Here is a 13,604-nt window from a genome sequence, read left to right on the forward strand (position 1 = left end):
GCGGCGGAGACGGCACTGTGGGGAGCTTTGCCGCTTCCCGGCATTCCAACACTCTGTGACGACTAGATTACCGAACGCCGTTGATCGGGGATTCGGGGGTTGTCGTGATCGACCAGACTGTGCTGGCGCCCAGCGTCGAGTGGCTGCGCGACGCCCGCAGGGCCCGCCTGCTCTCCATGGCCACCCTCCTCTGGCTGGGCGCGGAGAGCGTGCTCGGCATCGCCGCGGGGCTGGGAGCGCACTCCGTCGCCCTCATCGGCTGGGGCACGTCGGCTCTGGTGGAGGCGGCGGCCAGCCTGATCGTGGTCTGGCGGTTCACCGGTTCGAGGACCGGTTCCGCACACGCCGAGGAGCGGGCACGCAAGGCGGTGGCGGTCAGCTTCTGGCTGCTGGCCCCCTACCTGGTGCTGCATGTGGCGCACGACCTGGACGCGGGCCACCGGCCCCTGCCGAGCCTGCTCGGGATCGCTGTGACGGCGACCAGCGCGATCGGCATGCCGTTTCTGGGGGTGGCCAAGCGGCGGCTGGCCATCCGGTTGCGCTCGGCGGCGACCGCCGGCGAGGGGACGCAGAACCTGATGTGCGCGCTGCTCGCCACGGGGGTGCTGGCCGGACTGACACTGAACACCGCCGGGTGGTGGTGGGTGGATCCCGCCATGGCGGTACTGCTGGCGGCGGTGGCGGTGCGGGAGGGACTCAGGGCATGGCACGGGCACTCCTGCCCGCACTGACCACGCGCCTCCCCCGCCGGCGGACGAGCACTCCCGACACCGGCGACCACCGGCGCGCAGAGTGTCACTGTAAACACATATGGTGATAACAGCACCAAAAGGGGTGTTTTGCCACAGTAACCGTTCCAAGTACAGTTCCGTGAATATTGCGGACAACCTCCCGATAGGGTGACCCGCTAGCTTCCTGACATCGACATCGAAGAGGGAACCGTGGGACGTCACCGTACGGATGAACTCGAGGACGGCTACAGCTCCTACAGGGAGGCGCAGCCCAGGCGGAGGCGTGGGGGACGCGGCAAGGTGCTGGTCCCGCTGGCCGGTTCCGTCGCCCTCGCGGTGCTGCTCGGTGTGGCCGCGTTCGTGGTCATCAACCGCGACCGCGGGTGCGCGGGTGACGCGCTGCCGCTGCGGATCACCGCCTCGCCGGACATCCAGCCCGCCCTGTCCCAGATCGCCGAGCGCTTCAACAAGGCGGCCCACGAGGTCGAGGGCAGGTGCACCACCGTCGCGGTGACCAAGGGCGCCTCGGCGACCGTGGCCTCCTCCCTGGGCGGGGTCGGCGGCAAGGCCGCCCCGATGGACCTGTGGATTCCGGACTCGGGGCTGTGGGTGGCGAACCTGCGGGCGAGGAACCAGGATGTGCCGGAGGCGGGCGCGTCCATCGCGCACTCCCCCATCGTCATGGTGGCCTCGGGTTCGGTGATACCGAACCTGAAGAAGAGCTTCGGCGAGGCCAGCTGGGGTGGCATGATCAGCGCCGCCAACGTGGCCAACGTCGACGGTCCCGGCCGCAAGGTGCGCGTGCTGGTGCTGGACCCCTCGCTCAACGCCGCCGGGCTCGGCGCGCTCCTGGCCGCCGCCGGAGTGGCCACGGCCTCGGGCACGGGCGAGGAGCAGCTGGTCGGCGCGCTCAAGAACCTGTCGGGATCGACCTCGACGGTCCGCGACCAGGACGCGCTGCTGTCCAGCCTCGGCGTCAAGGGCAGCAAGGCCCCGCTGGGCATCGCCTCGGAGCAGGGTGTCTGGGCGTTCAACAAGGTCAAGAAGCCCGAGGTTCCCGCCGTGCCGCTCTATCCGGCCGAGGGGACCATCAACCTCGACTACCCGGTGGTGATCACCGCCAAGGACGCCGCCGTGCGCAAGGCCGCCGAGGCGTTCCAGAGGGAACTCGCCAGCGAGCCCTCCAGGAAGACCCTGCAGGACCAGGGCTTCCGCACCCCGGACGGCAAGGGCGGAAAGGCGATCTCCGGCTCCGCGGGCTTCCAGGCCAAGGCGCCGCAGGCGATCGAGCCGCCCGACGGCAAGACCGTCGCGAGGATGTCGCAGACCTGGTCCCGGATCAAGCTGGGCACCAGGCTGGTCACCCTGCTGGACGTCTCGGGGACCATGGCCCTGCCGGTGCCGGGCACCGGCATGACCCGGATGCAGGCGATCAGCAGGATCGCCGTCGAGGGCATGAAGCTTTTTCCCGCCAAGAGCGAGCTGGGACTGTGGGAGTTCTCCACGCACCTCGACGGCCAGGGGGTCGACTACCGCGAGACGGTCCCGGTCGGCCCGCTCACCGAGGACATGAACGGCGTGCTGCGCAGGGACGTGATCAACCAGAAGCTGATCGGCGCCCAGGCCAAGGCGACCGGCGACACCGGGCTCAACGACACCCTCGCCGCCGCCTACCAGCAGATGACCGACGAGTACCAGAGCGACAAGATCAACACGGTGCTGATCCTCACCGACGGGGCGGGCAACGACGACCCGGACGGGGGGATCAGCAACCAGCAGATCCTGAAGCGGCTGAGGGAGCAGTTCAACCCGGAGAAGCCGGTCAGCGTCCTGATCATCGCGTTCGGCCCCGACGCCCCCAAGGGCAAGCGCCAGATGGACGCCCTGGCCAAGGCGACCGGCGGTGACGCGTACATCGCCAAGGACGTCCTGGAGGTCAGGAAGTTCTTCCTGGAAGGCATGAAGCGCCGGCTCTGCGCGCCCAACTGCTGACCCTCCATCGCGTACGGCTGGTGTCACATTGGCACCAGCCGTACCAATTTCCCCAGGTCATACCAGGTCGGCATGATATTGACCCATCTGGTCAACCGGTTGCGGGGAGGTGACGTCCTACGCGTGTGGGGCCTGGAACGGGCGAGTGGTGAAGCCCGTGAACGAGCCCGTCCCGCGGGGAGGAATGTCCGTGCCCGGATGGCCGACCGTCGGCCGAACCGACGATCAACAACTCGTTGAGACGCTGCGGCGCGCCGACACGACGGCGCCCGCGAGCCTCTACGACTCCTATGCCGAGCGTCTCCACGACTATGCCCACTCGCTGCTGGGCGACCGCGAGCACGCCGCAGGCGCCGTACACGACGCCCTGGTTACGGCCCAGGGCCACGTGGACCGCCTGCGCGACCCCGGCCGTCTGCGCGCGTGGCTGTACGCCCTGGTACGGGTCCGATGCGCGGGCGCGGAGCAGCGCGGCGGCCCGCGGGGCACGGCACCGCCTCCCGACGTCCACGACGACCCGGGCGAGCGGGAGCTGGCCACCCTGGTCCACGAGGCGATGGCGGAGCTGGGCGGGCAGGAACGCGAGGTGCTGGAGCTTTCGCTCCGTCACGACCTCGGCGGCGGTGAGGTCGGCGCGGTGCTCGGACTGACCTCCAGGCAGGTGGCGGCGAGGCTCTGCCGGGCCCGCGACCACCTGGAGAACGCGGCGGCCGCCGTGGTGCTCGCCAAGGTCGGCCGGGCGCACTGCCCCGACCTGTCGGCGATGGTCGACTCGTGGGAGGGCCCCCTCACCACGATCCTGCGCAGGCGGTTGTCGGCCCACATCGGCCGCTGCGAGGTATGCGTGGAGCGCAGGGACCGGCATGTCTCGGCCGGGCGGCTGCTGGACCTGGTGCCGTTGGCCTACCCGCCGCTCTCGCTGCGCCGCCGGGTGATCGAGACCTGCCTGAACCCGGAACTGAGCGAGGAGCGCGCCTCCATCGTCGCCCGGGGCGACCACTTCGACAGGACCGGTTTCCCAGCGGAGGGGCAGCGGCCACCGGGCCGCCGGCGGGCGGGGAGGAACCGGCGGGCGCGCGATGAGGGGAGCCATGGGACCGGGCAGGCGGCGTCTCCCGCGGGGAGCGCCGCGGGCGCCCGGTCCCGGCGCGCGGCAACGCCGCCGGATGGTGAGGGGCGGCGTACGGAGGTGCTGCCGGCGCAGCGGCGGAGGCAGCGGAGGCGCAGGGGGCCCGTGCTGCTGCTGGCGGCGGTGTGCGTGCTGGCGGCCACCGGGGCGGTGGTCGTGGTGGGCGGGCAGGACCTGGCCGGCGGGGCGTTGGGGAACGCCCAGGCCGCGCCGGGCACGGAGCCCGCGCTGATCACGCTGGAGCCCGGCCCGGAGCCGACGCCCGACCTGCCGCCGGAGGAGTCGGAGACAGCGGACCCGGAGACGGAGAGCGCGCCGACCCCCACTCCGCGAAGGACCCAGGAGACCGGGATGCCCGCCCCCACCCCCACCGCGGCGCGTCCGGCGCCGACCCGCAGGTCCTCGGCGGGACCGTCCCGCGCCACCCGCGCCACCACCCCGCCTCCCGCGGCCGGGCGGCTGACCGTCTCGTGCCCGTCGGACATCGGAGAGGGCGCCGGGCAGATTCAGCTCGCGGCCCGCAACGCCACGCTCTCCTGGTCGGCGACCACCTCCGGCGGGCTCGACGTGCATCCCGCCCGGGGGCGGCTGAAGGCGGGGGCGAGGGCCGTGATCTGGGTCACAGCCAGGGATCCCTCGGAGAGCGGCGCGGGACGGGTCGCGTTCAGGTCCGCCGGGGGCAACACCGGATGCGCGATTTCCTGGGAGAACCCGGAGGCGGACGCCTCCGCGCCTCCCCCGGACCCGGCACCCGACCCGACCCCGACCCCCTCCACCGGGGCGAGCTCCGAGGGGGAGATCGGCTGATTCCCGCATCTCGTTTTACCTAACACCGAGACTTCTCCCAGGAATCCGGTAAACCATGGACTGGTGCCGAGCGTCGGCATTGACGTCCATGCTGAGTGATTGATCACATGAAGGCGCGATCAGTCACGTCATTACCAACCGGGAGTTTCGGAGATGTCGATCAACCGCAGAGTGCTCAAATGGGCGCTCACCTTCGCATGTGTCGCGGGGGCCGTGATCGCCTTGGTGGACATCGACACCCCGTTACGCCTGGTTCTCACCCCCCTGTTCCTGTTGGCGGTCCCAGGCATCGCAGTGGTAGGACTGTTGCGTGATCGTGACCCTCTTGCGGCACTATCAGTGGGGGCAGCGGCAAGCCTGGTTGTGAACGTGCTCTTGGCCGCTGCCATGCTCACTTTTGACGCGTGGTCGCCTCGTGCCGGAGTTGCGACGATCGCGGTGCTCGGCGGTTTCATATACGTACTACGCGTGTTGTATCGGGGGAGCGGGAGCTTGCAGACCGAACAGGGGGTCAGGTCAAGGTGAACATCGTCATCGTTCGCCCGGGAGACCTCGGGGAGTCCGAGATCTCACGATGGCGGGAGTTACAGGTAGCGGACCCGTCGCTGGACAACCCCTTCCTCTCCGTGGAGTTCGCGCTCGCCATGGGGCGCCTGCGCGACTACGTCCGCGTCGCGGTCATCCAGGACGACGGCAAGATCGTGGGATTCTTCCCCTACGAACGGCACAGCTTCGGGATCGGCAAGCCGCTCGGCGGCTTCCTGACCACCTGCCACGGACTGATCTCGGTTCCCGGGCTCGACCTGGATGTCCGCACCCTGCTGCGCGCCTGCAAGCTCTCGGTCTTCGACTTCGACCACCTGGTCCCCGGCCAGCCGACGTTCGCGGCGTACGAGTCCGACGTGCGACCGGCGCCGGTGATGGACCTCAGCGTGGGTTTCGAGGCCTACATCGAGCAGGTGAAGGCCAACTCGCCGAAGAACCTCAAGACCGTCCGCTACAAGGAGCGCAAGCTCGGCCGCGAGCAGGGCGAGATCCGCTTCGAGTGGGACTCGTCCGACCTCGGCACGCTCCGCACGCTCACCAACTGGAAGTCCGACCAGTACCGCAGGACGGGCCGCGTCGACCGCTTCGCCCAGCCGTGGATCGTCCAGTTGCTCGACGAGATGCACGCCGAGAAGTCCGAGAGTTTCGCGGGTGTCCTGACCATGGTCTACGCCGGAGACAGGCCCGTCGCCGGGCACTTCGGCCTCCGTACCGCGACGACCCTGGTGGGCTGGTTTCCCGCCTACGACACCGAGTTCGCGCGCTACTCCCCCGGCATCATGCACCACCTGCACATGGCCGAGCACGCCGCCGGCTCAGGGCTGCGGCAGGTCGACATGGGCAAGGGCGGGCGCGAGTACAAGAGCTGGCTGAAGAGCGGTGACCTCTTCGTCGCGGAAGGCCGCGTCTCGCGTCCCTCCCCCGCGGCCGCCGTCCACTGGATCGGCCGTACCCCGGTCAACAAAGCACGAACGATCGTTACAGATCGCCCACATTTGTACAGGCTTGCTGACCGTGTGCTGAAGGGGTTCGGCCGTATGCGCTCCCCCGCGCAGAACCAATCAAGCACTCCGGTCGTCAAGGAACCATGGGGAGTGGGTTAGACCGCTCCCGTCATCGCACCCCATTCGCCAGGACCCTCGCATGCATCCCTCATCGCATTCGCCATTTCCCCCGATCGTTCCGATCGTCTATGGCCCCGGGTCCGTCCGCCAGTCGCCCCTGACGACAGACCGCCCGGAAGGACATCCGTCATCATGAGTCCCGAAGTCGCCAAGCACTACAACAACAAGCCCCCCTTGAGGGCGGTGCCGCCCATCGAGCGGTTCACCCCCATCACCCCCAACATGGCGATCTCCCCGACTGTCAGCGTCGTCGTACCGGCCATGAACGAGGCGGAGAACCTTCCGCACGTCTTCGCGACGCTGCCGCAGTGGATCGACGAGATCGTCCTGGTGGACGGCAACTCGGTGGACGACACCGTCGCCGTGGCCAGGAAGCTGCGCCCCAACATCCGCGTGGTCCGCCAGACCGGCAAGGGCAAGGGGAACGCGCTCTCGGCCGGATTCGCCGCCTGCACCGGCGACATCATCGTGATGATCGACGCCGACGGGTCCACGGACGGCCGTGAGATCATCCAGTTCGTGGGCGCGCTGGTCACCGGGGCCGACTTCGTCAAGGGCTCGCGCTACGCGTCCGGCGGCGGCAGCGACGACCTGACGTTCATCCGCAAGTTCGGCAACAAGACGCTGACCGCGCTGGTCAACAGGATGTACGGCACCAGCTACAGCGACCTGTGCTACGGCTACAACGCCTTCTGGGCCCGCCACCTGGACGTGCTCAACCTCGACTGCGACGGCTTCGAGATCGAGACCCTGATGAACGTCCGCGCCGCCAAGGCCGGGCTCAAGGTTCACGAGGTACCCAGCCACGAGCGCTGCCGCATCCACGGCGAGAGCAACCTGCATGCCGTCCGCGACGGCATCCGGGTGTTGAAGACCATCATCCGCGAGTGGCGGAGCAACCCGGCTCCCGTGGTGCACGAGCCGGCCACCACCTCCCGCGCGGCGGACCAGGGCGCCGCGTAGCCATGAGAAGCAGTGTCGTCATCTGCGTCTACACCGAGGAACGCTGGGAGGACATCCGAGCAGCCGTCGAGTCGGTCGAGAACCAGAGCCGCCGGCCGCACGAGATCATCCTGGTCGTCGACTACAACCCGGACCTCCATCTGAGGCTGAAGAAGGAGTACCCCGGCGTCGTCGTGGTGGAGAACGCTCAGGAGAAGGGGCTGTCCGGTGGCAAGAACACCGGCGCGGCGACCGCCTCCGGCGACATCGTGGCATACCTGGACGACGACGCCGTCGCGGAGCCGGGTTGGCTGGAAGCGCTGGAGGAGGGCTTCCAGGACCCGACCATCGTGGGGGTGGGCGGGCTGACCAGGCCGCTGTGGGGCACCGGGCACCGGCCCGGCTGGTATCCCTACGAGTTCGACTGGACCGTGGGCTGCAGCTATCGCGGCATGCCCACGCAGCGGGCGCGGATCCGCAACGTCATGGGCGGCAACGCGGCCTTCCGCAGGGAGGCCGTGCAGGAGGTCGGTGGGTTCCACACCGGCATCGGCCGCAGTGTGCAGGGGCGCAAGCCACGCCCGCTGGGCTGTGAGGAGACCGAGTTCTGCATCCGGCTCTCGCAACGGATGCCCGGTTCGGGGATGCTGTTCGAACCCGCCGCGGTGATCGGCCACAAGGTGCCGGCCGCGCGCGCCACCTTCGCCTACTTCCGCTCGCGGTGTTACGCGGAGGGCCTGTCCAAGGCGCTGGTCACCCAGAGTGTGGGGGCGGGCGACGGGCTGTCGAGTGAGCGGGCGCACGCGATGAAGGCGCTGCCGCTGGGCGCGTTGCGCGGGATCGGCGAGGCGCTGCGGGGTGATCTGTCCGGTCTCGGCAGGGCCGGCGCGATCGTCGTCGGCCTCGCCTGGACCACCTGGGGTTACGTCATCGGTTCCCTTCGACTGAAGCGGGTGCGTTCATGATCCGCGTACCGATCCTGATGTACCACTCGGTTTCCGACCGGCCCAACGCCGAGACGAAGCCACTGGCGGTACGGCCCTCTGCCTTCGCCGAGCAACTGGCCTACCTGAAGGAGAACCGGTTCACGCCGCTGACGGTGGCCGACCTGGTCGCCTCGCTGCACAAGAACAACGGCCGCTCCATCCCGGAGCGGCCGGTGGTGGTGACCTTCGACGACGGGTACGCCGACTTCCACAGCGAGGCGCTGCCCCTGCTCGAGCAGTACGACTTCCCCGCGACCGTCTTCCTGACCAGCGGGTGGGTCAGCGACGCGGGCAAGGACGCGGCGGGCAGGCCGCTGGACACGATGCTGTCGTGGAGCCAGGCGCGCGAGGCCGCCTCGTGCGGCATCGAGATCGGCGGGCACAGCCACAGCCATCCTCAGCTCGACCAGCTTCCGGACGACGAGCTCCGTCAGGAACTGCGGCGCAACAAGTCCCTGCTCGAAGACAAGATCGGCTCCCTGGTCTCGACGATGGCCTACCCGTACGGCTACTCCAGCGTGCGGGTGCGGCGCGAGGTCAGGCGGGCCGGTTACTGGGCCGCCTGCGCGGTGAACAACGCCATCGCCGCCGACCGGCACGACGTGCTCGCGCTACCGCGCCTGACCGTCGCCGAGGGCACGTCGATGAGAATGTTCAGCCGGGCCGTCGAGGGAAACCAGGTTCCGCTGATCTACATGAGAGAACGGATGCTGACGAAGGGTTACGCCGTCGTCAGACGTACGAGATACGGCCTGCGCCGGGTGCGCGGCCAGGTGTGAGCGGCCGGCCCGCACCCGGGAGAGGCGTGGCCCGCGGGCCGGTGCCCGCCCGGGTGCGCCCACCCCTCTCCGCCCTCGTCCTCGCTTCCCCGAGGGAGCGAAGGCGGCGGGACAGGTGCCACCGGGCGGGAATTCGGTCGCGGTATTGCTCTTCAACGGTCTACGCAAAGCAGTCGAACATGGCGTAACTTCGTGTTCGCTCGTCGCACCTCGGTCCGCGTAGCCGCCATGATGTTAGACGTGAGGCAACGGGCAGGTAATGACGTGACGACGACACCGGCGGCGGAAACTGCCGAGGTCGGGGAGACCGATCCCACCCAGCCCGCGCCCTCGGACGGAGCGCGGGCCGGGTCCGGCGGCGAGCCCGTCGGCACGGCGCCCTCCGAGGCTCCGGAGGAGGCGCCCGACCGTGAGGTTCCCGATCACGCCGCACCGGGTGACAGCCGTGACGGCGAGGTTCCGAAGGGCGGGGTTTCCGGCGGCGAGGCCACCAAAGGTCCTCGTGACGGCGGCGACGGTGCATCGGACGACGCCGATGACGCCGATGACGCTGACGACACGCCGGCTACGCCGCCGGAGGTGATCTCCGACCAGGCTCCCGGCGGGGCTCCGGATACCTCAGACGGCGACGACTCGGAGGTCACCGCCGTCATCCGGTTGCCCGCACGCCCGATCTCACCGCCCACGGCGGACGCTCCCGAGGCCGAGGACGCCTCCGGCAGCGAGATCGACACCACGACGGAGATGCGTCTGCCCTCGGCACCGCTCCGCCCGACGCCGAAACCCACGGAACCGAAACCCGAGGAGCCGGAGCCCGCGAAACCGGAACTCGCGGGACCGGTGACCGCGGAAGGCGGAACACCGGAGCGGAGGCCGCGGGAAAGGGCCGTCACGACGTCCAGCCCGCTTCCAGGGACCCCTGAGACCGCTTCGGAGGCCACGGCTCCAGCGGACCGTCGGGAGCCACAGGGCGCGCCGCAGAGCCCGGGGAAGGCGGCTCCGGCCGCCGCCAGGCCGTCGCGAATGACGAGCGTGATGCGGTCGGCCGCGGTGTGGCTGCCACCGTTGCTCACGGTCGAAGGCCTGATCATGTACGTGCTGGCCCTGCGCGTGACGCCGGGCCCGCTGCGGGGCGTCGACGTGACCAAGATCGACGCCTTGGGCCTGATCTCGGCCATGCCACTGACCGCGTTCGCCGCGATCCTGCTGATGCTCGTCGCGTTCTTCGTCACGATCGCGCAGAACACCGACCGCAAGTTCCTGCTGCTCTTCCAGATCGCGGCGATCACCTTCGCCCTGCACGGGGCGTCGGCCCTGATCTCGGACGAGGCTAGGTTCCCCACGGCCTACGTGCACGCCGGCTTCGTGGAGTACATCAACCGCACCGGCGAGTCGTCCGCGATCCTCGACGCCCGCCTCGCCTGGCCGGGGTTCTTCGCACTGGTGGCGTTCGTCACCAAGGCCGCCGGGGTCACCGACCTGGCGACGATCATGCGGTGGACGCCGCTGCTGTCGAACCTGCTGTACCTGCTGCCGTTCGTGCTGATCCTGCGCCAGGTGGTCGCCACCACCCGGGCCCGCTGGTTCGCCGCCCTGCTGTTCGTCATCGTCCAGTGGATCGGCCAGGACTACTTCTCCTCCCAGGGCTTCACATACGCGATCTACCTGGCCTTCGTGGCGATCGTGCTGCGCTGGTTCGGCAAGGTCGAGCCCCGCGACAAACCGATGCCCGCCAAGGGGCGCGTCCGGCGGCTGCTGGCCCGCCTGGACGGGCTGACCCCTGGCGAGCTGCCCCACTCGACCGGCGCCTACGACCGGGTGATCATGCTGATCGTGCTGATCGGCCTGTTCGGCACCGCGACCGCCTCGCACCAGATCACGCCGTTCATGATGCTCGGCGCGCTGACCGGCCTGCTACTGCTCCGGCGCACCTCGCTCAGCTGGGCGCTGCCGTTCTTCCTCGGCCTGATCGTGCTGTCGTGGATCAGCTACCAGACGGTCACCTTCTGGAGCGGGCACATCGACCAGCTCTTCGGCGGGCTGGGCCGGATCCTGCAGAACCTGCAGAGCAACACCGGCGACCGGATCGACGGCAGCGACCCCAGGCACGCCCTCGTCCTGATGGCCCGCCTCGGCATCTGCGGCGTCATCCTGACGCTGGCCGCCATCGGCCTGCTGCGCCGTGTGCGGCGCGGTGTCGGCGACCGCGCGGCGCTGCTTCTGCTCTGCATCCCGGTGCTGGCGCTCGGGCTGCAGAACTACGGTGGTGAGATCGGCCTGCGGATCTACCTGTTCGCACTGCCCGGCGCCTGCATCCTGGCCGCCTACGCCTTCTTCCCGAACCTTCCCGCCGGCACGGAGGACGCGCCGGAGGAGACGGTGCCGATCCGCAGGCGCAACATCCGGTTCAACCCGGAGCTGACGCGCCGGATCTCGCTGCTGCTGGCCGCCGGATGCGCCATGGCCCTGGCGATGGTCTTCCTGGTCGCCCGGTACGGCAACGAGCAGTTCGAGCGGGTCTCGGAGAGCGAGGTCGCGGCGATGCACTACATCTACGACCATGACGAACCCAGTGCCCGCGTCCTCTTCCTCACCCCGGTACTCGGCCCGGAGGTCACGCCCATCATGCCGTGGGGCGAACGGGACTTCGACAAGATCTCCTACGAGCAGGTGCTGGTGCACAAGGATCCGGCCCAGCTCTCCTCGGTGCTCGACAAACTCCGCGCGTCCCCGCCCAACACCTACCTGGTGGCGACCCGCGCGCAGGCCGGATACCTGCAGCTCAACCACGGCTTCCCGAGCGACTGGACCCCCAGGTTCCGCGCCGCGCTGGATGCCCACAAGGACCTCAAGCGGGTGTTCAACGGCGAGGACGCCGCCGTCTACACGCTCAAGTCCTTCCCCGAGGGCACCGAGATCCCCGAGCGCGGGGTACCGCTCGGTGGCAGCGACCCGACCTCGCCGTGGACACCGGTCGGCCTGGCCGCGCTGGGTGTGACCTGGATCGCGTTGTTCGTCTACGAGGTGTTCCGCCTGGGCGGCCGCGAGGGTGGGCGGCGGGCCAGGAGACGCATCCTGTTCGTCGCGGTGCCCGCGTTCGTGCTGGCCCTCGCGGTGATCGCGGAGCGCTTCATCGTCATCGGCTACCAACTTCAATAAAGGACAAAGTCGCTTGGCCGACGGCTTTCCCGCGCCATACTGAGCACCGTTTGCCGGGAGACGCCTGTCTCAGAGCCTGGTCGAAGGACGGTTGGATGTTCACAGGGGAACCCCGTGGCCGGACGGGGACCTCCACCCAGGGCACGGGACGGCGGATCGCGGCGGTCGACGCGCTGCGCGGTTTCGCGCTGCTGGGCATCGTGGTGGTCAACATCACCTACCTCGCCTCCGGATACCGGATGGCCGGGCTGGCGGCGCCGTCGTTCTCCGCGCCGCTCGACTGGGAGGTGCGCTGGGTCGTCTCGTTGTTCTTCGAGAACAAGTTCTATCTGCTCTTCGCCTTCCTGTTCGGCTACAGCTTCACCCTCCAGCTCGACTCGGCCCACGCCTCCGCGACGGCGTTCGTCCCCAGGTTCCTGCGCCGCCTGGGCGGGCTGTTCCTGCTCGGCCTCGCCCACGGCATCCTGCTGTTCCCCGGTGACATCCTGGCCACCTACGCGGTGGTGGGGCTGGTCCTGCTGGCGGTGCGGCGGATCACCCCGCGCACCGCGATGATCTCCGCGATCGCGCTGACCGTGGCGCTGGCGGTGGGGATGCTGCTGCTGGCCTTACTGGCGACGCTGGGCACCGACGCATCGAGGGCGGTCTCCGAGAACGCCGCCCAGGCCGCCATGTCCGATCGCGCCCTGCACGGCTCCGCATCCATGATCATCAACGAGCATCTGCACAAACTGGCCAGGATCTTCGTGCTGCGGGTCTTCTTCCAGGGGCCCACCGTGCTCGCCGCCTGCCTGGTCGGGCTGGCACTGGGCAAGATGCGCCTGCTGGGTGACCTGTCCGGGCACACCGTGACGCTGCGGCGGCTGCAGTGGGCGGGGTTCACCGTCGGCCTCGCCGGGGCCGTGGTCTACACGCACGCGACCTGGTCGGACGGCGGGCACGCGTACCACATGGTCGGCCAGTCGGTGAACCTGGTCACCGCGCCGCTGCTGGCCGCGGCCTACGCCGCCACCCTGCTGCGTCTGCTCCCCTCGGCACCTCGCCTGGCCGGGACGCTCGCGCCTCCCGGCAGGCTGGCACTGACGAACTATCTGGGGCAGTCGCTGATCAGCTCACTGATCTTCACCGGCTACGGGATGAGCCTGGTCGACCAGCTCAGCCCGTTCACCGTGGTGTCGATCGGCATCGCCATCTTCACGGTCCAGGCCGTGTGGAGCCGGTGGTGGCTGAGCCGCCATCAGTACGGGCCCGTGGAATGGCTACTGCGCTGGTTCACCAACTGGCGCAGACCCTCCCGTCCTGAGCGCGCCTAGATCCTGTCCTGCGGATCTTGCCGTGGCGAGGATCGGTCAGGTGGTGTCTCGCAAGGCGGAGGAGGGAGCCGCAGCGTGCTGCGGTGACCGACGACA

Annotated in this window: 10 protein-coding genes; all 10 read left to right on the forward strand. The window is 69.4% G+C overall.

Features of this window, described 5'->3' with window-relative positions:
- The first annotated feature begins 104 nt into the window (after nucleotides 1-104).
- The 10 genes from ABT130_RS28675 to ABT130_RS28720 all read left to right on the forward strand — a co-directional run bounded on the left by ABT130_RS28675 (nucleotide 105) and on the right by ABT130_RS28720 (nucleotide 13,508).
- Complete coding sequence (locus ABT130_RS28675) at nucleotides 105-731, forward strand: cation diffusion facilitator family transporter (protein ID WP_350960372.1); 627 nt, start codon at nucleotides 105-107, stop codon at nucleotides 729-731.
- Nucleotides 732-941: 210 nt separating this feature from the next.
- The gene (locus ABT130_RS28680; RefSeq protein WP_350960375.1) at nucleotides 942-2,723 is read left to right on the forward strand and encodes a substrate-binding and VWA domain-containing protein; all 1,782 of its coding nucleotides are present in this window, start codon (nucleotides 942-944) and stop codon (nucleotides 2,721-2,723) included.
- A 190-nt stretch (nucleotides 2,724-2,913) separates the two neighbouring features.
- Nucleotides 2,914-4,659: a sigma factor gene (locus ABT130_RS28685; RefSeq protein WP_350960377.1), complete on the forward strand. Its 1,746-nt coding sequence runs from the start codon at nucleotides 2,914-2,916 to the stop codon at nucleotides 4,657-4,659.
- 153 nt (nucleotides 4,660-4,812) lie between these two features.
- Nucleotides 4,813-5,184, forward strand: a complete 372-nt coding sequence (locus ABT130_RS28690) for a hypothetical protein (protein WP_350921177.1) — start codon at nucleotides 4,813-4,815, stop codon at nucleotides 5,182-5,184.
- Nucleotides 5,181-6,308, forward strand: a complete 1,128-nt coding sequence (locus ABT130_RS28695; protein ID WP_350960379.1) for a GNAT family N-acetyltransferase — start codon at nucleotides 5,181-5,183, stop codon at nucleotides 6,306-6,308. Before ABT130_RS28690 ends, ABT130_RS28695 begins: the two co-directional genes overlap by 4 nt.
- 153 nt (nucleotides 6,309-6,461) lie before the next feature.
- Nucleotides 6,462-7,292, forward strand: coding sequence for a glycosyltransferase family 2 protein (locus tag ABT130_RS28700; protein WP_350960380.1), 831 nt, complete (start codon nucleotides 6,462-6,464; stop codon nucleotides 7,290-7,292).
- Nucleotides 7,293-7,294: 2 nt separating this feature from the next.
- The gene (locus tag ABT130_RS28705) at nucleotides 7,295-8,236 is read left to right on the forward strand and encodes a glycosyltransferase family 2 protein (RefSeq protein ID WP_350960383.1); all 942 of its coding nucleotides are present in this window, start codon (nucleotides 7,295-7,297) and stop codon (nucleotides 8,234-8,236) included.
- Entirely contained in the window at nucleotides 8,233-9,036 is an 804-nt protein-coding gene (locus tag ABT130_RS28710) for a polysaccharide deacetylase family protein (RefSeq protein WP_350921168.1), read from the forward strand. The genes ABT130_RS28705 and ABT130_RS28710 overlap by 4 nt, the downstream gene beginning before the upstream one ends.
- 264 nt (nucleotides 9,037-9,300) lie before the next feature.
- Nucleotides 9,301-12,195 carry a hypothetical protein gene (locus ABT130_RS28715; RefSeq protein WP_350960385.1) on the forward strand — a complete coding sequence of 965 codons (2,895 nt, stop codon included), beginning with the start codon at nucleotides 9,301-9,303 and terminating at the stop codon, nucleotides 12,193-12,195.
- Nucleotides 12,196-12,290: 95 nt separating this feature from the next.
- The gene (locus ABT130_RS28720; protein ID WP_350960388.1) at nucleotides 12,291-13,508 is read left to right on the forward strand and encodes a DUF418 domain-containing protein; all 1,218 of its coding nucleotides are present in this window, start codon (nucleotides 12,291-12,293) and stop codon (nucleotides 13,506-13,508) included.
- The last annotated feature ends 96 nt before the right edge of the window (nucleotides 13,509-13,604 follow it).

It is taken from the genome of Streptosporangium sp. NPDC001681 (assembly GCF_040298085.1).
Taxonomy (GTDB): domain Bacteria; phylum Actinomycetota; class Actinomycetes; order Streptosporangiales; family Streptosporangiaceae; genus Streptosporangium.

Excerpts from the sequence above, each read along its gene's own strand:
- ABT130_RS28690 (WP_350921177.1), top strand. The coding sequence starts at position 4,813 with ATGTCGATCAACCGCAGAGTGCTCAAATGGGCGCTCACCTTCGCATGT.
- ABT130_RS28710 (WP_350921168.1), top strand. The coding sequence starts at position 8,233 with ATGATCCGCGTACCGATCCTGATGTACCACTCGGTTTCCGACCGGCCC.
- ABT130_RS28705 (WP_350960383.1), top strand. The coding sequence starts at position 7,295 with ATGAGAAGCAGTGTCGTCATCTGCGTCTACACCGAGGAACGCTGGGAG.
- ABT130_RS28720 (WP_350960388.1), top strand. The coding sequence starts at position 12,291 with ATGTTCACAGGGGAACCCCGTGGCCGGACGGGGACCTCCACCCAGGGC.
- ABT130_RS28700 (WP_350960380.1), top strand. The coding sequence starts at position 6,462 with ATGAGTCCCGAAGTCGCCAAGCACTACAACAACAAGCCCCCCTTGAGG.